This is a genomic window from Kitasatospora sp. NPDC049285 (assembly GCF_040678815.1).
Lineage (GTDB): Bacteria > Actinomycetota > Actinomycetes > Streptomycetales > Streptomycetaceae > Kitasatospora.
Genome location: NZ_JBFAQR010000027.1, coordinates 57,217 through 78,345 on the forward strand (window position 1 = coordinate 57,217; position 21,129 = coordinate 78,345).

General features: G+C 72.0%; 23 protein-coding genes. 12 read left to right on the forward strand and 11 right to left on the reverse strand.

The features are described 5' to 3' along the window. The first annotated feature begins 38 nt into the window (after positions 1–38). A complete protein-coding gene (locus AB0K51_RS19060; RefSeq protein WP_363456504.1) occupies positions 39–977 on the forward strand; it encodes a hypothetical protein in 939 nt (312 codons plus the stop codon). Positions 978–1,079: 102 nt separating this feature from the next. On the opposite strand, the gene AB0K51_RS19065 is transcribed toward AB0K51_RS19060, so the two are convergent. From AB0K51_RS19065 to AB0K51_RS19075, 3 genes are all read right to left on the reverse strand, one after another. Further along, positions 1,080–1,406 carry a hypothetical protein gene (locus AB0K51_RS19065; RefSeq protein ID WP_363456507.1) on the reverse strand — a complete coding sequence of 109 codons (327 nt, stop codon included), beginning with the start codon at positions 1,404–1,406 and terminating at the stop codon, positions 1,080–1,082. Beyond that, complete coding sequence (locus tag AB0K51_RS19070; RefSeq protein ID WP_363456510.1) at positions 1,403–1,738, reverse strand: hypothetical protein; 336 nt, start codon at positions 1,736–1,738, stop codon at positions 1,403–1,405. The genes AB0K51_RS19065 and AB0K51_RS19070 overlap by 4 nt, the downstream gene beginning before the upstream one ends. 196 nt (positions 1,739–1,934) lie before the next feature. Then, complete coding sequence (locus tag AB0K51_RS19075) at positions 1,935–2,165, reverse strand: hypothetical protein (protein WP_363456513.1); 231 nt, start codon at positions 2,163–2,165, stop codon at positions 1,935–1,937. A gap of 303 nt (positions 2,166–2,468) precedes the next feature. Here AB0K51_RS19075 and AB0K51_RS19080 point away from each other — a divergent pair, with 303 nt between their 5' ends. Beyond that, a complete protein-coding gene (locus AB0K51_RS19080; protein WP_363456516.1) occupies positions 2,469–2,690 on the forward strand; it encodes a hypothetical protein in 222 nt (73 codons plus the stop codon). An 88-nt stretch (positions 2,691–2,778) separates the two neighbouring features. On the opposite strand, the gene AB0K51_RS19085 is transcribed toward AB0K51_RS19080, so the two are convergent. The 8 genes from AB0K51_RS19085 to AB0K51_RS19120 all read right to left on the reverse strand — a co-directional run bounded on the left by AB0K51_RS19085 (position 2,779) and on the right by AB0K51_RS19120 (position 11,662). Beyond that, positions 2,779–3,375: a hypothetical protein gene (locus tag AB0K51_RS19085; protein WP_363456519.1), complete on the reverse strand. Its 597-nt coding sequence runs from the start codon at positions 3,373–3,375 to the stop codon at positions 2,779–2,781. A gap of 78 nt (positions 3,376–3,453) precedes the next feature. Next, positions 3,454–4,020 (reverse strand): hypothetical protein, encoded by a 567-nt coding sequence (locus AB0K51_RS19090; RefSeq protein WP_363456521.1) that lies wholly within the window; start codon positions 4,018–4,020, stop codon positions 3,454–3,456. A 306-nt stretch (positions 4,021–4,326) separates the two neighbouring features. Beyond that, positions 4,327–4,929, reverse strand: a complete 603-nt coding sequence (locus tag AB0K51_RS19095) for a hypothetical protein (protein ID WP_363456524.1) — start codon at positions 4,927–4,929, stop codon at positions 4,327–4,329. Continuing rightward, complete coding sequence (locus tag AB0K51_RS19100; protein WP_363456527.1) at positions 4,926–7,145, reverse strand: helix-turn-helix domain-containing protein; 2,220 nt, start codon at positions 7,143–7,145, stop codon at positions 4,926–4,928. Before AB0K51_RS19100 ends, AB0K51_RS19095 begins: the two co-directional genes overlap by 4 nt. Positions 7,146–8,019: 874 nt before the next feature. Continuing rightward, on the reverse strand, positions 8,020–8,940 hold the full coding sequence (locus tag AB0K51_RS19105; RefSeq protein ID WP_363456530.1) for an FAD-dependent oxidoreductase: 921 nt from the start codon (positions 8,938–8,940) through the stop codon (positions 8,020–8,022). Beyond that, complete coding sequence (locus AB0K51_RS19110; RefSeq protein ID WP_363456533.1) at positions 8,937–9,521, reverse strand: isochorismatase family cysteine hydrolase; 585 nt, start codon at positions 9,519–9,521, stop codon at positions 8,937–8,939. The genes AB0K51_RS19105 and AB0K51_RS19110 overlap by 4 nt, the downstream gene beginning before the upstream one ends. Continuing rightward, the gene (locus tag AB0K51_RS19115) at positions 9,518–10,678 is read right to left on the reverse strand and encodes an XRE family transcriptional regulator (protein WP_363456536.1); all 1,161 of its coding nucleotides are present in this window, start codon (positions 10,676–10,678) and stop codon (positions 9,518–9,520) included. The genes AB0K51_RS19110 and AB0K51_RS19115 overlap by 4 nt, the downstream gene beginning before the upstream one ends. A gap of 216 nt (positions 10,679–10,894) precedes the next feature. Next, a complete protein-coding gene (locus AB0K51_RS19120) occupies positions 10,895–11,662 on the reverse strand; it encodes a GntR family transcriptional regulator (RefSeq protein WP_363456538.1) in 768 nt (255 codons plus the stop codon). A gap of 343 nt (positions 11,663–12,005) precedes the next feature. On the opposite strand from AB0K51_RS19120, the gene AB0K51_RS19125 reads away from it, so the two are divergent. The 10 genes from AB0K51_RS19125 (at position 12,006) to AB0K51_RS19170 (ending at position 21,074) form a co-directional block, all read left to right on the forward strand. Further along, a complete protein-coding gene (locus AB0K51_RS19125; protein ID WP_363456541.1) occupies positions 12,006–12,191 on the forward strand; it encodes a hypothetical protein in 186 nt (61 codons plus the stop codon). Next, the gene (locus tag AB0K51_RS19130; protein WP_363456544.1) at positions 12,191–12,484 is read left to right on the forward strand and encodes a hypothetical protein; all 294 of its coding nucleotides are present in this window, start codon (positions 12,191–12,193) and stop codon (positions 12,482–12,484) included. Before AB0K51_RS19125 ends, AB0K51_RS19130 begins: the two co-directional genes overlap by 1 nt. An 824-nt stretch (positions 12,485–13,308) precedes the next feature. Further along, on the forward strand, positions 13,309–13,563 hold the full coding sequence (locus AB0K51_RS19135) for a WhiB family transcriptional regulator (protein ID WP_363456547.1): 255 nt from the start codon (positions 13,309–13,311) through the stop codon (positions 13,561–13,563). Continuing rightward, a complete protein-coding gene (locus tag AB0K51_RS19140) occupies positions 13,563–14,030 on the forward strand; it encodes a hypothetical protein (protein ID WP_363456550.1) in 468 nt (155 codons plus the stop codon). Before AB0K51_RS19135 ends, AB0K51_RS19140 begins: the two co-directional genes overlap by 1 nt. Before the next feature lie 61 nt (positions 14,031–14,091). Next, positions 14,092–14,235, forward strand: coding sequence for a hypothetical protein (locus AB0K51_RS19145; RefSeq protein WP_363456553.1), 144 nt, complete (start codon positions 14,092–14,094; stop codon positions 14,233–14,235). Next, a complete protein-coding gene (locus AB0K51_RS19150; RefSeq protein WP_363456556.1) occupies positions 14,228–14,818 on the forward strand; it encodes a hypothetical protein in 591 nt (196 codons plus the stop codon). Before AB0K51_RS19145 ends, AB0K51_RS19150 begins: the two co-directional genes overlap by 8 nt. A 2-nt stretch (positions 14,819–14,820) precedes the next feature. Further along, entirely contained in the window at positions 14,821–15,336 is a 516-nt protein-coding gene (locus AB0K51_RS19155) for a hypothetical protein (protein WP_363456558.1), read from the forward strand. A gap of 89 nt (positions 15,337–15,425) precedes the next feature. Continuing rightward, a complete protein-coding gene (locus AB0K51_RS19160; protein ID WP_030237361.1) occupies positions 15,426–15,953 on the forward strand; it encodes a hypothetical protein in 528 nt (175 codons plus the stop codon). A 125-nt stretch (positions 15,954–16,078) separates the two neighbouring features. Beyond that, positions 16,079–18,532: a hypothetical protein gene (locus AB0K51_RS19165; RefSeq protein ID WP_363456561.1), complete on the forward strand. Its 2,454-nt coding sequence runs from the start codon at positions 16,079–16,081 to the stop codon at positions 18,530–18,532. 112 nt (positions 18,533–18,644) lie between these two features. Further along, the gene (locus tag AB0K51_RS19170) at positions 18,645–21,074 is read left to right on the forward strand and encodes a hypothetical protein (protein ID WP_363456564.1); all 2,430 of its coding nucleotides are present in this window, start codon (positions 18,645–18,647) and stop codon (positions 21,072–21,074) included. Positions 21,075–21,129: the final 55 nt, after the last annotated feature.

Sequence of the window (21,129 nt, forward strand, 5' to 3'; positions counted from 1 at the left end):
CCTCCGCCCCCGCTGAACGGGGACGGCAAGATCGGGGGATGGCTGATGACGATCTCTCTCTCGCCCGGCTGGGGGCGAGCGGCTCGGAGCCGGCGGCGTTCTCGCTCGGGGCTCAGCGGGAGCGCACCGTGGACGAGCACATGTTCCGCCCCTTCGCGGACCGGCCCGGGTGGTCCTTCCGGCTGCAGCTGTTCACCGCCGCGGGCCGGCGGCCGGTGGTGGTGGTGACGCAGACCCTCACCGAGGGGATGACGCTGACGACCGGTGCGGAGCAGTACGCCGAGGCGGTGTGGGAGCAGCTGTGCCCGGGCGAGGTGCTGCCGCCGCTGTGGGTGCAGCGGCAGCTGCTCGGTGATGAGCTCGACTGGGGGCAGTCGGAGTTCGAGCTGGTGGAGTTCGCCGAAACCGAGCAGTACCGGCTGCGCCAGCCGCAGTGGTGGCCGGTCACCTTCGAGCAGATGGCACGGCTGGTCGGGGGACTGGTCGACGGGGAGCGAGGCGAGGGGTACATCCCACGCGAGCCAGAGCCGGAGCCTGAGCTGCGCTTCGAGGTGCTGGAGGTCTCCCGGCTCGGTGAGCCGCACCCGTTCCGCGCACCGGAGTGCATGCCGGACGGGTCCTCGCCGCCGGTCCCGTGGTGGCGCCGACTCGCGCGGTCGCTCGCTGGCCGGGGCTGCTGCTGGTACCACCAGGGGGACTGGCGGGTGGTCAGCGAGTTCGCGGTCGCGGTCCTCGCCGAGGGCGTCGCGGCCGGTGTCGAGGCCAGGGACATGGCGGGTTTCGCAGTTCGGCGAGCTGTCGACGCCGGTATGGATCGCTGGCAGCGTCAGGCACTGGACTCGCTGTTCGGGTTGGACTCGGCGATCACGCCGGACGGTGTCGGCGGCTTCGTCAACGGCCAGCACCGAACCCGGGCCATGCTCGACGCGGGGGTGCACCAGACGGTCGTGTTGAAGAGCGTGTGGCCGGAGAAGTAGTCGCCCGGACGACCGGGTGGATCGGACCCGGCCGCCGGGGCACGGCGCCCCGCGTACGAGCGAGGCCTTGCCGCCGCGGCTGCCAGGGGCGATTCGGACCGGTCAGAGTTCGGGGCGGGGCGGGTCTTCGGGAACGATGGCGGCGATGCGTACCGTCGGCGGCCACGGCGGGGCGGGGGAGTAGGCGTGCACGACGTTGACGGCCGGGCGGCCGGACGCCGGGTCGGCCTCGATCCGGGTGGAGTACAGCTCGACCTGGTGGCCGCCTTCGGTAACCGTGCGGATCAGCCGGCCCAGGCGCGGCTGGTGCTCCAGCTCGCGGCGCAGGAGTTCCAGGACCCCGTCAGCACCGAGTTCTTTGGCGCGCTGGGCGGCTCGGTCGGTGATGGCGGCGATCACCTCGCCACCGGGCTGATCGGGGTGGCTCACTCTGCGCCCTGCCGGGCCAGCAGCTCGGCGACGACCTCATCGGCGGCAGCGGTGGCCTCGGGGTCGGCGGCCAGGTGCACCCGGCCCCGGTATGCGGCGAGGATCTCCGCGACGGTGACCAGGTCGACGACGGTGCCCAGCTCGTGGACCTCGGCGACCTGGTCGACCGGCACCCGGCGCAGCAGCTGTTCGGCGAGCTCGGCGTCGAGCCTCTCGGCGTCGCCGGGGAAGCCGTGGCCGGCCCGGAGCGCGGCGCGCAGTTCCTGGACGGTGTCCATCGGCGGCAGCCCGAAGCGGCCACCCCCGTGGTGTTCGGCGTGCTGGGCGCTCATCCCCACCACTCCCTCGCTGTCGGCGTGCCCGGCACCGGGCCGGGCCTGTCCTCTTGACGGTATCCGCTCCGAGTGAGGCGGCGGGAGCGGACCGGGGATCTGGGGTGCCGCCTGCCGGGTAGTCGTCCTACGGGCGGAAGCTCTGGGGGAGTGGCCTGGCCGCCCGCGCGATGGTGCATCAACGGCCCCGGCGAGGTCAGAGCTGCGGTGCTTGCGAGACTGGCTCGGCCTCGGCGATGCCGCCGGGACCGAGTCGACGCCGGGCGCTACTGGCCTGGCTCAGCTCGGGGGAGTCCTGGACGAAGGTCGGTTCCAGGAACGGAGTCCGCTCGGCGGCGAGCATCCTGGCCCGGCCGTCCGGCGAGGGGGTGTGGGCGGCCGGCTCGGAGAAGGGATGCCAGAGAGGCCGTCGGGTGGGTTGATTCATGATCGCCAGTGTGCCAGTTCCTGGGCACCCGCCGGTTCGGGAGACGGGCGTGAACCTCGCGCACAGCGACCGAAGTGACTGGCGGTCAGACAATCGGGCACGGTCGGCCGGTGCTGGTGTTCCGGGTCGGCGGCCCGGCCCGGATCTGCGTCTGCCGTCTCGTTCTGGCTGGCCGCCGCGGGCCGGTCGGCGTCGTCCGTAACCGGCGCGGATGTCGGTCGTTCTAGCGGTGCCGCGTCGATCCGTCGCGGTGTCGAGCACGGTCTCCGCGAGGGTGCCGTGCAGTGGACCCCTGGGGGGAACATGGCGAAGAAGAAGGCGGGGACCGACGGGGCCCGGACCGGCTGGCGCAAGGCTCTGCATCAGGCAGGGGAGTGCTGGACGGCCGTAGCGGACGTGCTGGGGCTGGCCAACAGGATCGCCGTCAAGGTGAACGCCGTTCTGCGGGAGCTCCGAAGGATCGCTGACGACGTGAGCAAGATCAAGGAGCACTTCACCGACGGCTTCGGCTTCGGTACGGCCTGACTGCCGCTGCTCACGCGAACGGCCAGGTGCCCCACTCTCACGTGGGGCACCCGGCCGTTTCGTCGTGCGGCTGCCTGGCCGGTCGGGCTCAGTGCCTGATGGTGGTGTGCACCGCGTACGCGCCGTCGGGTCGGCAGAGCGTCCACTCCGTACCGCCGGGAGCGGCGACCAGGAACGGGTCGCGCAGGTCGCCGCACACCCAGAGGGAGCCGACCCCGTCGGTCATCGAATCCCACAGGTCGGTGGGGATGTTGACCCGGCCCGAGCGGACGGGAGCGCCGCCGGGCGCCAGCAGGCGAACCCTGCAGGCGGTCGTACCGGGGCGCGCGGTGTGCCGCAGCGATCGGGCTTCGTCTGCGGTCAGGGCCTGCAGGTAGCACGGCCAGACCTGCCAGGGGTGCTGGCTTAGGAGGGTGCGCTCGGCCTGGACTCGGGAGCGCCGGTACCAGATCCAGCCGAGGAAGACCGCCAGCGTGCCGAGGCAGATCAGCGCGGCCGAGGCGACCTGGCTGGCCCACTGCCCGAGCAGCACGAGGATTCCGGACACCGCGGCCAGGCCGCCGGCGGCGTACAGCTGCCTGCGGTCGAACGCTTCCTCCGCGCGGACCCGGGACGCCTTCGCGGTGGCCGGAAGGTCCAGGGCCACGCCGGGCAGTACCTGGTAGCCGAACAACTGAGCCTCCACCGCTGCTCCTCTCCGTGGTGCGGTTGGTTGACGTGGTGCTCGGTCACCGCCCCGCGGTCTCGGGGCGGTGGTGGCCGGTCAGGACCGGGCGATGGTCTTCAGCTGATCGAGGGACAGCTCCTGTTGGCGTGCGGCGGCTTCGCTCGCGGTGAACTCGAGGAGGCCCGGGCCGGGGTTTCCGCCGCCCGGGCGCAGCGCCGCGGTGTCCTTGCCGTCGGAGTCCGCCAGCTGCTGGATGTAGGCGGCGAGCGCCCGGGGGCCTCCGCCGCTGTAGCCGACGTTGTACTCGTTAGCACGGTGCTGGGGGAGGAGGGACAGGACGTCGCGGCTGGTCCTGGCCCAGAAGGTGCCGCGGTCGATGACCAGTGCGGTGACGCTCTCGCCGTCGCGCAGGCTGACGGGGGAGAGGGTTTGGTAGGTCCACCGGTCGGTGCTGCCGCTGACGGTGCGGTAGTGCTCGGCGACCACGGGCGTGCCGAACTCCGGGTCGGTGAGGGTGCGCCGGCAGGTGCAGCCGGTCCCGCCGACGGCGGAGGAGCTGTCCGGGTTCTCCGCCACACAGGCGTCGAACAGCCTCGGCATCTCCTGGTTGGTGACCAGGAGGGCGTGCAGGGCGTTGGGGGTGGAGCGGCGCAGGCGGTGCACCCACTCCTGCGCGTACGGGCTGGTGTGTTCGATCCTGGTCTCGGGGTGCAGGCCGGTGGTGACGATGTCCGAGCCGGGCTCCGTGTAAGGACGAAGTTGGCCCAGGAACGTCCGTCCTCCGGGTCGTAGGTGGCTTTGAGGTCGTGCTGGGTGAGGCTCAACTGCGCTCGCTCCCTTGGAGGTTCCCCCGCCGCACAGGCGATGTCACGCTCAGTGTTGCAGGTGCTACCGGGGCGCGTGAGGCCTTCACCGGCTGCGGCCGGATCGCGTCCTGTCGGCCGATTCCCTGCGCGCCGACCAGCGCTTTCATCGCGCTGGCCCGCGGCCGGCCGCCCAACGCAGGAGCCGGGCGTGGGCGAGGCGACGGTCCAGCAGGGTCTCGCCGTCGGCGCGGCGGGCGAGGAGCTGGTCCAGGTAGTCGCTGGCTCCCCGGCTGGCGCGCGGCGGCGGGTTGTCGTCGGAGTGCCGCCGGGCCCGTTGCGGACGCCCGGTGAGCTGGGTGAAGTGTTGCTCGGCGAGGGCCTCCGCCCGGTCGCGCAGGACTTCGACGGTGAGCCGGTCGGAGAAGGCGGCCATCTCCCGGTCCTGCCCGGGGTTGCGGGCCGCATTCATCGCCTCGCCCAGCTCGGCGTTGACCCGGGCGACGACGGCCCGCACGTCCTCCCAGGTCTCCAGGTCCGCCATAGCGAGGTGGTAGTCGACGACATCGGCCATGACCTCGCGGGCGGTCCGGCGGCCGGCGCACGCGGCGCAGCGGTCGGCCGGTGCTGGTGAGCCGCAGTCCTTGCAGGGCATGGCCGGAGCCTGCGGGCTTCCCGGCGCCGGGCAGGCCTCAAAGCTGTTCAGCCGTTCGGTGAACGTGGTGGCCGTTGCCGCCGCCGGCCCGGCCGGGGCGTCGTTGCTGGTCATGAGCACTCCTGGAAGTCTCGGCGGTAGGCGCGCACGGAGGGCGTGGCGGGGTTCGGGCGAGGCCGGCGCAGCGAGCGGACGAACCGCAGCTGCTGCTCGAGCAGTTCACGGGCGGCGGCCAGCCGGGCGCGCTCCCCGGCTTCGAACGCGGCCTTCTCGGCGTCCGAGCGGGTCTCGTACCGGTGGGCGCGGCGCAGCTCGGCCGCGCTCGCCAGCTCGGCTTCCTCGCAGGCGGCGGCGGAGCGGGCCCAGTGCTGCAGCGCGCGGTGGTGGGCTCGGTCGCGGTAGGTCTCGGCGTTGACCCGGTCGGAGGCCGCGATCATGTCGCGGTCCGCCTCGGGGTTGCGGGCGGCGACCAGCTCCCCGGTGATCTCCGCGTTGACCCGGTCGACCACGGCCCGCACGTCGTCCCAGCAGGTCAGGGTGGTCATCGCGAGATTGAAGTTGACCGTCTCCACCATGGCCACGCGAGTGCCCCGGCGGCTGCTGCAGCGCAGGCACAGCCCCGCCGACTGCGGGGCCTGGCAGTCCTCGCACGCCACGGCCAGGCGGGCCGCCTCGGCAGCTGCCTCCCGGGCCTCTCGCTCGTCGCGCTCGGCTTCGTAGCGCAGGCGGCGTTGCTCGGCCTCGCGCTCGGCGGAGGCCAGGGCCTCGGACCGGCGCATCGCCAGGTCGTGCAGGCGCCGCTCGCGCTCGGCCTGAAGCTCGCAGTCGGTGGCGTCGGGCATCTCGGCCAGGACCTGGCCGGCCACGGCGGCCCGGGTCGTACGCCGGTCCTCCACCCGCAGCTCGCAGGTCACACAGTCCGCCCCGGAGTCAAGGCGGATGCCGTCGTCGCACGCCTGGTTCGAGCAGGACTGGCCCTGGGGCAGGCCGCGGCGCAGCATCCAGCCGATCGGGTCGTCGACCAGGGCGCTGCCGCCCTGGCGCTTGAGCCGCCAGGTCAGGCGCTCTGCCAGCGCGGTGGGTGCGTGGGCGGCACCGGTCCAACGGGAGATGTTCCCCAGGGCGGCGCGGACGTGGCCGGCGAGGAACTCCCGGGTGGAGGTGCTGGTCACCCGCCGCAGCAGATCCTCAGCTGGCTGGAGAGCAACCCGCAGGTCAACATCCAGACCGATGTCCCAGCGCAGCAGCCGGACCCCGGACTGCTGGCCGGACCGGTTGCCTGCCTTCGTTCCCGTGCCGACTCGAGATGCTTGCTTGTCCCCGCGAAGCGGGCGGCCGAAGGCATCCACCGGGCCGCGTCCGGCGGGCACGTCCTCGCGCGCATGTGCGTCGCGCGTCACCAACGTGTCCGCTACGCGGGAGAAGCAACCATCTACGGCGCTCGGCTTGTTGAAGTGAGCTTGTTGTAGGTGGCCTGTTTGTGGAGCCGCGACGAGGGGGGCCTGCGGAAGCGAGAGCAGGGGGGTCACGGGAGCCGGAACGAGGGGGGTCAGCAGCTCCTCGGAGCCCTCCCCGAACAGCGCCAGCTGGCCCTCGCAGACCACGTCGGCCGGGTCGGCGACGTCGCCCTCGAGCCCGGGCACGCCTTCGGGCCGGGCCGACTGCCTGGGCTGCGCGAACAGGGCGAGCTGCGCCGCCGCACCGGCCACTGGGGCCGGGTGCACGTCGTACTTCGGGGCCCGGCCCACCGGGGCGTCCCGGGACACCCAGCCGTCAGCCACCAGGTCCCGGGCGATCGTCCGGCACGCCTCCGCGCTCATCCCGCAGGCCTGCGCCAGCGCGGACGCCGAGGCGCTCAGCCCCAGGTCAGAGCGCAGCGAGATCGCGCAGTAGACCTTGAACCGGTGGCCGGACAGGGCGTTGCGGGCGAGCGAGGAGATGGTCACCGCGAGCTCGTCCTCGCCGACCGGCCGGGCCCGCCGGCCGAGCGTGCCGTTGGGGGAGGGCTGGTCGGCCAGCACCAGGATGCCCTCGACCTCCCGCAGCGTTGCCGCCACGGTCTTCTCGTGCAGCCCCAGGGCGCTGGCGAGGGTAGCGTTCGATGCCCAGCACGAGCCGCTGCGCCGGGCGTAGTCGGCGACGGTGGTGACGGTGCGGATCGTGTCTCCGGTGTACCTGGTCAGCCAGGCGGCCGGGAACCGGCACCAGAACGCCCGCTCGGCGCCCATCGGCGCGCCGTCCGGCGCGGGGAAGGTGGAGGCGGACGGCTTCGGGCGCTGGCGCGGCAACACCCCAGACCTGCTGGTCCGGGCCCCCGGGATCGCGGTCACCGGCCACTCCCGGAGCCAACTGGGCGGCGCACAAGCCGGATTGACGGTCCGTCGCAGAGACGGCGTTCGTCTGAAATTGGGCGGTTTCGACGGCGCGCGGGTACGGCGAAGTGGAAAACGGCAGCACGATGCTGCATCATGACCTCGTCTTCGCGAAGTTGGCGAGGGCACGCAGAAGGCCCCCGCTGGGGTCGGCTGTGGTTCTTGGGGAACCGATGAAATCGAGTCGACAGGCCCGGCAAGGCGGTCACTCGCGAGGAAGATCTGGGTGCTTCACCGGGCGGCAATCCCGGTCGACACCCGGGCGGCCCTTACCGCACAACCCTCCCGGCAAGGAGAGTCAGCGGGACGAGGCGCCGCCCCCGACGGCCTAGGTCATCTCCACCCCCACACCGGGCCGGCTGCATTCGGCAGCCGCGGCGAGACCCGCGTTCCTGACGACTCGGAGCGCGAGCGGTTCCACGCGGGCCCAGCCCGATCGGGCGTAGCGCGCGGAGATGAACCCCACCAGCTGCAGGGCAGCGTTCAGCAGGGAAGTCTTGAGGTGGAAGGCCGGGAGCGGCGATGTGCCGCACGACATCGGCCGGGTGCTGTTGCACCTGGAGCCCGTGATCCGGGTACGCTGATTCACAGCGCTACACCATCCTCGATTAGGTGTTCCGCTACGAGTCACTCGGAGCCGTCTGATCCACGGCCCCAGACTCGGGCCCCCGGCCGCCGATCCAGTGGGACTTCCAATCCCGCTCGGCGACCCCAGGGGCCTATTCTTTTTGTCCGACTTGTCTCGCCTGTCGGGGATTCCAACTCCCAATGGCGATTACAGTCAGCACCTGATCCTAAACCCAATGCTGGGCCTAGCCGCCACGCCTTTGCCTCAAGGCGTCTGGTGTGTCGGTCCAGCGCTTCCGGCTCGCTCCTCCCGGTAGTAATGGAAGAGAGCGGCGGTCCCTCCGCCTCCCCCTGCGATCAACACGCGCTGGTTCTGTTTCGCGCACAGATCGCCGGCGATGGTGATCCGCGGGTGCTGATCCGCGGGCGGGCAGTATCCGTCCGCGGTCGACACCAGGCCGGGCAACGAGGCCGGCACCGACCCCAGGTTGGCGAACACGGAGTCGACGCCGATGGCCTTCTGCCCAGCGGTGCCGGCGGGCCTGAACTCGATCTCGAACGGTCCGGCTCCCCGAACGGCTACGTGCGCCACGCGCACCAGCTCCACGCGAGGGTCATCGCGCACCTCGTGGGCCTTGTAGTCGTCCGCTGCGGGATGAAGGACCGTCAGTTTCTGGCCGAAGTCGGGGTGCGTGCGCAGCCAGGTTCCGAGAGGCCGGTCTGCTCCGACCACCACCATGTGCTGACCGGGCGCCGGGACGGGAGCTGACCACAACGCCGACAGCTCCGTCTCCGCGCTGATCCAAGCGACGTCGCTGGCCTTCGCGGCCCGCACGCCGGTAGCGACGATGAGGTGGCGGCCCGTCAGCACACCGCCGTCCGCGAGCGTGACTGCGACCTGGTCCTCGCTGGCGTTCACCGCGATGACCTCCGCCTCCTGGAACCGACAGGCGTCGCCGAGACGGGCCAGGTCGCCGATGAGAGACCTGGCGTAGCTGGGGCCGTCCGTCCAACCGCCGGGGAGGTTCTCCAGGTGGCCGATCTGCCAGAGCTTTCCGCCGGGTCGAGGCTCCGCGTCGATGAGCACGGAGGTCATCCCGATGCTGGCGGCCATGATGGCCGCGGCGCATCCGGCCGGGCCGGCACCGACGATGAGCAGCTCGGCGTCCTGCGGCGTCGCCTTCACTGGTGGTCCCCCGTGGAGTTGAGCCAGGTCATGACCCGGGAACTGGTGACGATCAAGCGCCGTCCGAGGTTGCGGCCGGCGAGTTCGAGTCCGATGTCGTGGTAGCGCGTACCGCCGGAGGAGGCGCACGCGTCGGCGACCACCCATGGGGTGATGCCGTGGTGGTAGGCCCCGACGGCGGTGTCGTACACGCAGGAGTCGGTGTCGATTCCGCAGACGACGAGGTCCGTCCATCCGGAGGTCCGGAACAGGTCGAGGACGCCGTCCGCCAGGAACAGGTTCGAGGTGGTCTTGGTGACCGCCGCTGTCGCTCGATCGGCGAGGCGCTGCAGGCCGGGTGCGAGAGCCTGCTCGGCGTCCGTGCGCAGCTTGGTCCAGCTGCTGATCTTCTCGTACGGCGAGTTCGGAGGGTTGTGGAAGGACGCCACGATCGACGCCCCGCCGGCGTCCTGCCACGCCTCCAGAAGGCCGGTGGCCACCGGGACCGCGGGCGCACTGGCCTCGTTGACGAAGCCAACCTGGACGTCGACTACGACCAGGACGGTCGAGGTCAGCGCCGCGGGGGAAGTCTGGCTACTCACGGGGCGATCTCCTTCAGGGCTTCCAGCGCGGTGGACAGCTGCTTGGGAAGGTCGCTGGTCCCCACGATCGCCTCCCGCATAGCGCGGTGCTGCGCCGTCTCCGTCGGTCCGGCCGAGGTCAGCTTGGTGAGGACGCCGCGCAGCCAGCGCCAGCCGACGGAGGGCAGCGTCTCGGGGTCCTGACCGTTCTTCACCGGGTGGAGCATGCGCAGGGAGAGCGCCCACAAGGCCTGGAGGTCGAGCTCCAAGGCGACGATGGCGCCGATCGGCAGGGCGCGCTCTGCGGGGTCCGGGTGGTAGGCGACGCCCGACCACCCGGCCACCCCGTGTGAGACACCGCCGGCGAAACGGATTGCGTCGCGGTGGCTCCACCCCTGTTCGAAGCGGTCTGCTTCGATGCCCAGCGAGACCGGCCTGAGCTCGTCCGACCGGTCGACCAGCACGGACGGCGTGGCCATCAACTGCAGCCCGGTGTCGAGGTCGCCACTGCTCCAGGGGTGGGTGCGCACCTCGTAGACCGACAGCACGTACTCCGGCTGGTCGATCGTCACCTCGCGCCCTACCAGGGTCGTTGCCAGCTCCATGACGGCCTGCTGCGTCCAGCGACGGTTTCCCGGGTACGAGGGGTAGCGCCACAGTGCCAGCTCCGTCACGGAGTTCGGCCGGAGGTTCTGCTCCAGGTGCAGGACGCCGATCCCGAAGCCGTAGACGTGCAGTCGCGCACGCCGGTCGTCCGTGTTCCCGCGAAGAGCGTGGGTGCGCTGGTCCAGCTCGGCCGGGCCGTGCGGGTGCTCGGTGCCTGCGCGGAACAGGATCTCTGCCGACGTTCCGAGCTGGACCGGGATGAACTGGTGCGACACCAGGGAGAGTTGGGGGCCGGCGCTGGGGCCCGCTTCCGACGGCAAATTCACTTCGCCGTTCTGCTGGAGTCGACGCTGGAATTCCGCGCGATCAGCAGGGGAGAGCAGGGCGACGGCGCTGTCGAGCAGCTGGGCAGTATTTGAGTTGCACATGACGCTTGCCCCCTTCTGGCGCCAGGTGACGACAGTGTTCCGCGAGATGTCGAGATGCTCGGCGAACGCGCGGTCCGACATCCTCAGCACCTGCTGGAGAGCTGATGCCTCCCGACCCGTCCACCGTTCGACGCGGGTGACCACGATTCCACTCCCTCCCCGATCTTTGTCGCTGAGTCTGCCGAAACTGATCCAGAAGTGGGCCAGAACTGGGCCACCACTGGTCCGGAGGGATCTCCCCCTCCGGTTGTGATCTCCCCATGCTTGATCCCCGGCGGCCGTTGTGGCCGGAAATAGCAGAGGGGAGGGCAAGTGCGTAGAGCTCGGTGCGTGGACTCCGGCAGCGGCCGGAGTCCGGCGTCAGCGGAGTCCGTTGAGCTCCAGGCCGTCGTAGACGAGCTCGGTCCGGCTCGGGTCGGCCGCGATCTGCAGCAGCTCGACGGGTCTGTCGTCCCCGTCGAACAGCAGGCGCTCGATCTGGACGACCAGGCTTCCGGGCGGAAGGTCGAGAAGTCCGCTTTCGGCCTTCGTCGCTTCGCGGAGGAACACGCGCTCGGAGGCGGAACCGACCAGGCCGGCTGCGGCCAGGCGGGCCAACGTGCCTCCGACGACCTTGTCGTCACCGTCGAGTCCGGCCGCGCGCGCCACGTCCACGGGGTACCAGGCCTGCTGGAGCTGCACCACCTCGTCCCCTGCCGCGGTTTCCAGAACCGCATGACGAGTACGCCCCACGACGGTGTAGCCGCGCGCCTCCGTGAGGCGCAGCTTCGCGGCCACGCTGGCCGGCGCCTCACCCTCGGACGTGGCCACCAGAAGCATCCGGCCCTCGAGGCCCTGCGCCGCGAGGGCACTTTCCCAAGGTCCGAAGCTGCCTCCCGGCTCCACGGTGCTGCCGTACCGATTGAGCCGGATCTTGATGGGACGACGGTCCCGCACGAGGTACCCGCTGCCGCGCACACCTTTCACCAGGCCCTTGCGCTTCAGCTCGCGGTAGGCGGCGCTGATCGTGGTGGTGGAGCCACGTCCAGCATCGAGCAACTGCTTCATGCTCGGAGCGGCGCTGCCCGGTTCCAACTGGGCGATCTCCGCTTCCAGCTCCTCGGCGAGTTGCTCCCACCTGGCGGCCACTCGGATACCCCCTTCGTCCACGAGCGCGTGATGTCTGTGCACAGTAGTGAACCACATCAGCAACTACTGCGCATCAGCGAAAGTTTTTACGGGCAGATGCGCATTAGCCTTGACGGGCCGATCGGCACCATGCCATGGTTGTCACGTCGCCAAGCAAGCCGGGAGTCGCAACCCGGGCAGGCTGGCGCAACGTCAGATCGCTGTGCTGGAACCGGGAGTCGCAACCCGGGGAACGCACTGCGGGCCCGGGATGTCGCACTCCCGGGCCCGCAGCCGGCGCGGGTCGCAATCCGCACCGCGGCGATCGCCATCATCCTCAACTTCACTGAGGGAGTCACTCGCCGTGAGCAACATGATGTCGCAGGTCGGCACCGCCGACCACACCGCCCCCGAGTTCGAGCCGACGGCCGCCGAACGGGCCTGGCTGGACGACCGGATCGCCGGCTGGGGCCAGAGCCAGGCCGAAATCCAGGACATCCAGGACCAGGCCGCCCAGCTCCAGGAGCAGCTGGTGGGGGGTGCGGTCTGATGGGCCTGCTCGACAGCGCGAAGTCCTACCTGGGACTCGGCTCCAGCCGGCCCTCCACCACCAGCTCGGGGACGACCACCCACACCGGCGGATCGTCGTCCGGCGGCTGGCACCGCTACGACCCGGCGGCGGCAACGGGCCAGCCGCGCGAGGTCCACCCCGCGTCCGCCGCGACCGACAAGGACGGCCAGCGCGAGTACAGCCCGGACCCGTACGGCCAGCCTGGCGCCGAGCAGCACACGGTGCGCAACTTCGGCCGCCCGTACACGGCCGAGGCCGGGGGTGCCCGATGACGCTCACCCCCGAGCCCCTGGCCAACCAAGCCGACGAAGCACTGCGCAGGGTCCGCAAGGACCCCGCCAAGGAGAACGGCGGCGGCTCCGACACCGGCTCCGGCCAGTAACTCCCCGCCAGTCCCACCTGGCAGTTCGGCTTCGCCTTCCCGCCGCCTGTCCCTCGGAACCGCCCTGGCATGTCCATGCCTCCCAGGGCGGCGCCGGGGGTGGTGCGGCGGGCCCCACGGGGCCCCGCACCTACCTCGCACCACCCCCGCACCCGGAGGGTCGGCCTGAAAACCACCCGAAGGAAGTGCCCGTTGCTTTCCCCCAACTCCATAGAGCGCCAACACAGTTAGGCCCCGACGGCCGCGAGCGTGACGCCGCCCCGGGGTGCACCACCACTCACCTTGTGACGCACGGACATTCGGCTCGGGGCCCCGCCTCCCCGTCATCCAGGCGAGCCCCACCCGGCTTCCGGCCGGGCGGGAAGCGGCCATCCCGACTCCCTGGCACGGAGGCGCGGCCGTCACGCACCCAAGCACCACCGAAGCATCGGCTGCCGCCCGGGCCCCGGTCCGGGCGGCAGCCAACTTCTCTCCAGGAAACCGGAGTTGCCCCGATCTGCCGCGAGCGGCGGGTGGGGGGAGTTCCGGAACCAACCACCGGTCTCCACCAAGCGTGACCCACCCCGCGGTCTCGGACCGCCCTGGGCCGCGCACCACGACGACTGATCTCCCGCACCGCCCCGGGCCGCTTCGGCCGCCGGGGGCAGCGGGCGCCGTCCCGCCCGGCCCGAGGCGGGAGCACATCCCGAACCCGAAGACGAAGGAGAAGTTGCCATGGACTGGCGCCACCGCGCGGTGTGCCGCGAGGAGGACCCGGAGCTGTTCTTCCCGATCGGGAACAGCGGCCCGGCCCTGCTGCAGATCGAGGAGGCCAAGGCGGCCTGCCGCCGCTGCCCGGTCATGGAGCAGTGCCTGCAGTGGGCGCTGGAGACCGGCCAGGACCACGGGGTCTGGGGCGGCATGAGCGAGGACGAGCGGCGTGCGATGAAGCGCCGCGCCGCCCGGAACCGGGCCCGGACGGCCGGCTGATGGCCGCCGCGACGAACACCGTCAGCGCCCGGATCGACCGGTTGACGGAGCGGGGGGCGAAGGCCGCCGCGCACTTCGGGCTGACCCAGCCCGACTGGGCCAAGGTCGGCCGGGAGATGCGGCGCCCGGGCCTGCGGGCCCTGACGCTGGTCGGCGCGGTCCGGCTTGTGGCCGCGGCGGCCGAGCTCGACCGCACCACCAGGAGCCAACTCGAGCGCCGGATGCTCGCCGTCGACCGGGCGGAGACCCGCCTGGTCCTGTACCTGCGCCTGTACACGCTGCCCGTCCCGGGCCGCCGCTCCGGCGGGCTGGCACCGCGGTCCGAGGTGCGCCGCTTCAAGGCCCGGCTCGACAGCCACCTGTGCGACCTGGACACCGACCGGCGGGACGAGGGCGTGGCCGCACTCGCCCGGCTGGGCCTGGGCCTGGTCAACCACCTCGTCCACGCCACCAACCTGCCCGTCTGATCTCGGCCCGGGTGCCCCGGCCCCCGGGCGCTGACCGCCCTGACCGCTTGGAGGGTGCACCGTGCTCGAGAACTCCCAGCTGTTCTGGCTCCTGCTGTCCTGCGGAGTCCCGCCGGCCCTGTGGGGCGCGGCGATAGTGCTCGACCGCCTCTACTTCACCCCCTACCTGGACCGGCTCGACCCGGAGGAGGACTGCCATGAGTGACAAGCCGATCAACCCCACCCGAGTCGAGAAGGCCGACGAGTGGGGCTCGGGGGACCAGCCGCCGCCGGGCGGCGGGGGAACGCCCCCGCCCCCGCCGCCAAGCGCCCCGCCGCCCCCGCCGCCGTCGGGGTCCGACGACCCGAACGGGTCGGAGCACCGGTGGTACGGCTCCGGCGGCGGGGGCGGCCTGGCCGCCGCCACGATCCCGAGGCAGGCCGCGCCCGCCGCCGTCCCGCCGGTTGTCCCCTCGATCAACGTCGTCCACCAGCACTTCTACGGCGCCCCGGCCGTTCCGGTCCAGGCGCCGCGGTTCTCGCTGCGGCGGGTGGTCACATCAGGCACCGAGGCTCTCCGTGCGACGGGCGGCCTGGTTCTGGTCGCCGTCGTCTACAAGGCCGACGCCGGCTACTACGAGGGTGTCTGGCTGGCGGCCGGGCTGGCCGCCGTCGGCGAACTGGTCGCGCGGCTGAAGAACCAGTACGTCGGCTGGTTGGTGCGGGTCCTGACCTACGCCGTCGTCGAGGCAAGCGTCCTGACGCCCGTCGGCCGGCACGCCGTCAGCTACCTGTTCACGGGGGTCTGACCATGGACCTGGCCGTCAGCCCCGCGCAGCTGTCCATCGGCGGACTCGCCGTTTCCGCGGGCGCCCTGCTGTTCGTCTCGATCCGCACCGTCCTGCGCTGGCGCCGCGAGGGTTTCCACTGGCGGAGCGACTGGGCAAGCCTGATCGTCTTCGCCTCCGGCCTGCTGATGGGCCTGGTGTCCGCCCTGTGCGCTGGCGGCCTGCTGGCCCTCGCCGCGCACAACGTCGCCAAGGCCACCAACAAGGTCGGCAACACCGTCACCGGCCACGGCGCCGAACACCTTCTCGCCCCGGCGCAGCCCGCCGGGCTCCAGGCCGGCGGCGGCTTCGCCGTCTTCCTCCTGCTGCTTCTGCTGGTCGTGCTGTGGCGCTGCAGCGACTCCGCGCTGCGTCGCCGGATCGTGCTCGGCGGCGTGATCGGCAGCTCCCTCGGCCTGGCCGGCGGTGTCGTCGGTGCGGCCTCGGTGACGGTGATCCCGTGGCTCAACGCCATCGGCGCGCCGTACCTCCAGAGCTGACCGTCCTTCCACCAGCTCCGCCCGGCGTCGCCCAACGGCGCTCCGGGCGGCAAAAGCCCTGCTCACTCACCCCCTGATGGGAGATCAACATGTGGAACATCCCGGCGACCGGCCTCACGATGGGTGGCCTGCTCACCGGACTGGCCATCCCGGTCATCTACCTCAGCCGTTTCGGCGCGACCCACGTCAAGAACCGCAAGGCGGCTCTGAGGAACTCCACGGAGCTCGTCCCCGTGGTGCTCGGCATGGCCTACGGCACGTTCACCACCGCCACGACCGCGGGCCTGATCGGTGCCTTCACCGGCATCGTGACCTGGCTCGGCAACGGGGCGGGGAGCCTGGCGATGTGGGGGCTGGTCGGCGGGCACACGACGCTCAACGTCCGCTCCAACCCGCTGGAGCTCGACGGCGCGGGCGGTCTCGTCCTGCTCCTGGTGAGCATCGCGATCATCGCCGCGTGGAAGCCGGTCCCTGAGCAGGCCAAGAAGCGCATGAAGTGGGGCGTGGTCTCCGGCATCCTGCTCGGCCTGTCCGCGACGCTCGGCGGCGCGGTGGCCGCGACCATCATCCCCGCCGCGAACAGCGCAGGTGCCGCGATCGTCGGCGCCATCAACTAGCAGCATCCGGCCCGGATGCCACCGGTCGCCCACGCCCCGCACCCGTTCCGACGGGACACGGGGCGTGGACGGCCGCGACCACCCGGACCAGGCCAACCCACCGCACCCCCCTTTGGAGGAGGACCGTGAGCAGCACGCCCGCGCGGATCGTGTACGACGCCGAGTTCATCGACGACGACACCGACGACCCGCAGCAGCAGAGCACCGACAACGAACAGCAGCAGCCGAGCCGGGCCACCGGGGTGCTGGCCTACCTCAACGACGGGCTGCGCCGCCAGGCGGCCACCACCCGCGCGGGCCTGCGCGTCATCCGGGAGGAGCGCGGCACCTGGCTGAAGGCCGGCAACCTGACCGACGACCACCTCCACTCCCTCTACCTCAACAGCCGCCACAAGAAGTGGAAGGACGAGCAGACGGCCGAGGTCAACCGGCTCACGGCGAAGGCCAAGGAGCTGGAGGAACAGGCCGGGAAGGTCGTCGCCGCGGTCAAGGGCGACGGCACCAACCCCAAGGAGTACCTGGAAGCCCAGAACACCGCCGGTGCGCTCCTGACCGAGGCCGCGGCGTGGCGGGCCGCCGCCCAGGAGATGGAGGAGCGTCCTTACACCGGCCACCGGCAGCCGACGGCCGCCGACCTCGCCAACCACCGGCGCCGGGTGAGTAACCGGCGCCGGTGGGCGACGGCGGCGCTCGGCCTGGTCGTCGGCTTCGCCGAGCTCGAGATCGGCGGCCTGGTGATGCCGTCGCTGACCGCCGTGGGTGTCCTGGTCGCCGCGTGGGCCAAGGGCCGACTCGACTGGCGCTCCTCCGACCCCGAGGTCAAGCCCCTCAACTACGAGCCCGATGCGCCCGCCGCCGACCAGCCCTCCGCGCAGCACGCAGCGGGTGCGGCGCGCGGCCCGCAGGCCCAGGCCGGTGCGGCATCGCCCGGACCGGGCCCGCAAGACACGGCGGCGACCGGCCCCCGGCCCGGTGCCCAGGGGCAGGCCGGGTCCGTGCCCCCGAACTTCACCAAGCCGCCCGCTCCGGAGCAGCCGGACGAATTGCCCGAGGAGGTCGTCCTGCTGAATGCGGCGCTCACCGCGGCTGGCCTGCTGCCCCCGCCGAAGCGGGGTCGGGAGCCGCTGAGCGTGCAGGTCGTCACCAGGCCCGACTACGGGATCGGCAACGGCTTCACGATGACCGTGGACCTGCCGCCCGGCGGCGGCAAGCTGGTCAAGCACGTCCTGAAGAAGCAGGACGTCGTCGCAGCCGAGCTGTCGATCCCCATCACCCAGCTCGCCATCCGCGAGGTCCCGGCCGCCGAGGGCGGCCACGGGCGCCGCATGGACGTCTGGGTGGCCGAGGAGGACCCGTACCTGGCCGTCGGCCACGCCCAGAGCGTGCTCGCCGACGCCGACTTCTGGGACTTCTGGGGCGGCGTGCCGTTCGGCCAGACGATCCTGGCCGAACGCCGCGACCTGCCGACCCAGTTCGCTGGCGGATTCACGAGCATGTTCTTCAGCGGCATGATGAGGTTCGGCAAGACGTTCGCCATGAGGATCGCCGTCGCCGCCGCGCTGCTCGACCCGGGCGTGCGGCTCTACCTGGCCAACGCCAAGCGCGGTGCGGACTGGCGCAGCGCCCGCAAGGTCGCGCACCGCTTCACCGAAGGCCTGGGCGAGCAGGAGCTGCTGCAGTTCGAGGACATGCTCGACGAGCTGACCGAGGACATGGAGCAGCGCTACGCCCATCTGGGGCAGCTGGACATCTCCCTGGTACCCGAGGGCCGCCTCACCCCGGAGCTGGCGCGCGAGCACGGCTACCCGATCCTGCTGGGCGTGATCGACGAGCTGCAGATGTACCTGCTCGCGATGACGCCCAAGCGCCGGGAGCGGGTCCTCGCCAAGCTGAAGAACCTGCTGCGCGGCGGCCCGGCGGCCGGCGTCTTCCTCATCTGCGGCACCCAGCGGCCCGACGGCGAGGAAGTGCCGACGGGATTCCGCGACATGTTCGGGGTGCGGGTCTCGGTGCGCTGCCCGGACAAGCGGAGCAGCCGGATGTGCCTGGGCGACCTGGCAAGCGACGCCGGTGCGGACGCCTCCGTGCTGACGGAGGATCACGTCGCCATCGCTGTCATCGCCGTCGGCCACCAGTGGCAGATCGTCTCCATCGACTACCTGACCAGCGTCGCGTTCGACGACGTGTGCGAGCGCGCCCGCGCGCAGCGGGAGCGGGCCGGGACGCTGTCCGGCGACGCGGCCGGCGACTTCCGGCAGCTGGAGTCCGAAGCCGTCCGCGCGGTGCGGGCCTGCCTGACCGCGCTCGACGAGCTGGACACCGACCGGGCCACGCTCGCCCTGCTCGCCCGGCACATCGGCGGCCGGGACGAGGGCGACTTCGACGAGGACCACCCCGACGCCAGCCCCGGCGAGTTCGCCGGCATCGAGGCGGACGAGCTGCGCCAGCTGCTGAAGGACGCTGGGTGCGGCAACACGACCTCGATCGGTGCGGTCGAGGGCCAGAAGAACGCCTCCGGCTACAAGCGCGAGGCCCTGGAGAAGGCGCTGGAGAAGGCCAAGGCCGCCCGCGAGAAGTAACGACGTTCGATCACATCGCTGCGGGGCCGCCCGGCCGGGCTATCGGCCGGGCGGCCCCGCCCCGTTCCCGCACCGCCCACTTCCCCGACATCCCCGAAGGGAGCGCTCCACCATGACCCCCCGCAAGTCCAACTCGCGGGCCCGCCGCGGCGGCGGGCCCACCACGCGCAGCACCCAGACCGGCGTGCAGCCGCCGGACACCGCTCCGCAGCCGACCGCGCAGCCGGACCAGGACCGGCTCGCCGCTGCTCTGGCCGAGGTCGGCCGCCAGGCCGACACCGCGGCGCAGTGGACGGCCGAGGCCGAGGCGCTGCGCGCGACGGCCGTTGACGAGGCCGAGACGCTCACCTCCCGTGCAGAGAAGGCCGCGGAGAAGCTGATCGCCGACGCGGAGGAGCACCTGGCCCGGGTCCGCGCCGACGGTGCGGCGAAGCTGGCCGAGGCCGAGCAGAGCGCCACCGCGGTGGTCACGGCGGCGGCGCAGCAGGCCGACCGGATCACCGCCGAGGCGAAGGCCGCCGGCGAGCAGATCACCGCGGAGGCCGAGCAGCAGGCGACGCAGATCCGCGCCGACGCCTCCAAGGCGGCGACCCGCGACCGCACCCACGCCCAGGAGGCGGTCAGCACCGCCGAGAACAGGGCGGAGTGGATCACCACCGGCGCCGAGAACCGGGCCGCCCAGGTGCGAGAGGCGGCAGACAAGGAAGCTGGCAAGGTCCGGGCCGACGCCCAGGAGCAGGCGGCGGCGCTGCTGGCCGACGCCCGCCGCCGCGCCGAGGAGGACCGGCAGGCGGCGCAGAAGGACGCGGACGCGATCCGCGCCCAGGCGCATGCCCTGCGGGAGGAGGCCCAGCAGGAGGTCGAGAAGGCGTCGGCCGCTGCCCGGGCCAGCCGGTCCGCGGCGGCCGACGAGGCTGACCGGATCGTCTCCGAGGCCCGACAGGACGTCCAGCAGCGGAGGGAGGTTGCCGACAAGGAGGCCGGCACCCTGCGCGAGAGGGCCGAGGACGACGCGGAGAACATCCGCGAGCAGGCCCGCAAGCAGGCCGAGCAGATCCGCGACGAAGCCGCGCGTCTGCTCGCCCAGGACAAGAAGGACACCGCCGAGGCGCTGGAGAAGGCCAGGGCGTTGGAGAAGCAGGCGCAGAAGGCGAACGACCGAGCGCACCTGGCCGAGGTCGCCGCCAAGCGGTACCTGCAGCAGGCGACCAGCCGCACCGCACGCAAGCTGGAGAACCAGCGCCTCAAGCGGGAGGCCCGCGAGGCCGAGCGCGCCGGGAAGCCCACCGTGGCCGGCCGGGTGAAGGCGTTCATCCGGGCCAACGCCGAGCGGCTGCTGGTCGTGGTGCCGATCACCGCGCCGATGGCCGTCGCCTGGACCGGCCAGGCCGGTTTCGCCCGCGACATCCTCGGGTGGATCGCGCCGTTCACGATCCTGTTCGCCGCCGCGTGGGAGCTGTCCACCGCCTTCACGGCCTGGATGTACCACCAGGCCCGCAAGAGCGGCGACGCCGGGACGCTCTACCGGGTCAGCACCTGGATCTTCGCCTCCGGCGCCGCCCTGATGAACTACTGGCACGCCAGCGCCCAGGTCGTCGGCCGCCAGTATGACTACGCCACCGGCAAGTGGGTCGACCAGATCACCTACTGGCACTTCACCCCGAAGGCGGTCTCGTTCGCCGCGATGTCGATCGTCGGCATCGTGCTGTGGGAGCTGTACGCGAGCCTGATCCACCGCAAGGCCCTGCGGGCCGCCGGCCTGGTGACCCGGGTCCGGCCCCGGATCGGTCTGATCCGCTGGCTCCGGTATCCGGCACACAGCTTCGCGGCATGGTCGCTGGCGATCACCGACGAGGCGCTGTCCACGGTCGAGCTGGCCTGGACTGCGGCGGCGAACCGGAGGGCGATGGTTCGGCGAACCGACCTCGGCGTGGTTCGCCGGTTCGTCGCGGGCGCGATCGGCGTCGGCGACTGGATGCCGGTTCGCGCGCTCGCGCCGATCCCGAACTCCACCTTGGTGCTCGCCGTCACCGGTTCGCCGAACCCGGCGAACCTGCCGCAGTTCGCGGTCCGGCTCACCCGGGCGGGTTCGCCGAACCAGTCCGCGAACCGGGCCGTCACGGCCGCGAACCGCGAACTGCCGGGGCCGCGAACCGGCGCGAACCCGAACCGGCGCGAACTCGAACCCGCGAACCGGACCGTCGGCGAACCGGCCCCGGCCGAACCGCGAACCGGACCGCAGCAGGACGAACCCGAGGCGCGAACCACTGTCGACGAAGCCGCTGCTGCTGGTTCGAACCGTCGAACCAGCGCGGCCCAGCAGATCGCTGAGCAGGAGGTTTTGCAGGTCCTCGAGCTCATCCGCGCTCACGGGCGCGACACGGTGGACCTCGCGTTCGTGATGAAGCAACTCGGCATGAAGAAGACCACGGCGCACCACCGCCTCGCCGAGGCCCGCCGCCAGTTCGACAGCGGCCAGGTCCAGCAGACGGCCGCGAACCAGTCCCCGGCGAACCGCGAACCGGCTTTGGCGAACCGCTGACCGTCCGAACCGGCCTCCCGCGAACCGCGAACCGGCCCTGGCGAACCGCGCTGGC

Excerpts from the sequence above, each read along its gene's own strand:
- AB0K51_RS19095 (WP_363456524.1), bottom strand. The coding sequence starts at position 4,929 with ATGACCAGCAACGACGCCCCGGCCGGGCCGGCGGCGGCAACGGCCACC.
- AB0K51_RS19080 (WP_363456516.1), top strand. The coding sequence starts at position 2,469 with ATGGCGAAGAAGAAGGCGGGGACCGACGGGGCCCGGACCGGCTGGCGC.
- AB0K51_RS19070 (WP_363456510.1), bottom strand. The coding sequence starts at position 1,738 with ATGAGCGCCCAGCACGCCGAACACCACGGGGGTGGCCGCTTCGGGCTG.
- AB0K51_RS19135 (WP_363456547.1), top strand. The coding sequence starts at position 13,309 with ATGGACTGGCGCCACCGCGCGGTGTGCCGCGAGGAGGACCCGGAGCTG.
- AB0K51_RS19060 (WP_363456504.1), top strand. The coding sequence starts at position 39 with ATGGCTGATGACGATCTCTCTCTCGCCCGGCTGGGGGCGAGCGGCTCG.
- AB0K51_RS19130 (WP_363456544.1), top strand. The coding sequence starts at position 12,191 with ATGGGCCTGCTCGACAGCGCGAAGTCCTACCTGGGACTCGGCTCCAGC.
- AB0K51_RS19075 (WP_363456513.1), bottom strand. The coding sequence starts at position 2,165 with ATGAATCAACCCACCCGACGGCCTCTCTGGCATCCCTTCTCCGAGCCG.
- AB0K51_RS19155 (WP_363456558.1), top strand. The coding sequence starts at position 14,821 with ATGGACCTGGCCGTCAGCCCCGCGCAGCTGTCCATCGGCGGACTCGCC.
- AB0K51_RS19170 (WP_363456564.1), top strand. The coding sequence starts at position 18,645 with ATGACCCCCCGCAAGTCCAACTCGCGGGCCCGCCGCGGCGGCGGGCCC.
- AB0K51_RS19160 (WP_030237361.1), top strand. The coding sequence starts at position 15,426 with ATGTGGAACATCCCGGCGACCGGCCTCACGATGGGTGGCCTGCTCACC.
- AB0K51_RS19150 (WP_363456556.1), top strand. The coding sequence starts at position 14,228 with ATGAGTGACAAGCCGATCAACCCCACCCGAGTCGAGAAGGCCGACGAG.
- AB0K51_RS19140 (WP_363456550.1), top strand. The coding sequence starts at position 13,563 with ATGGCCGCCGCGACGAACACCGTCAGCGCCCGGATCGACCGGTTGACG.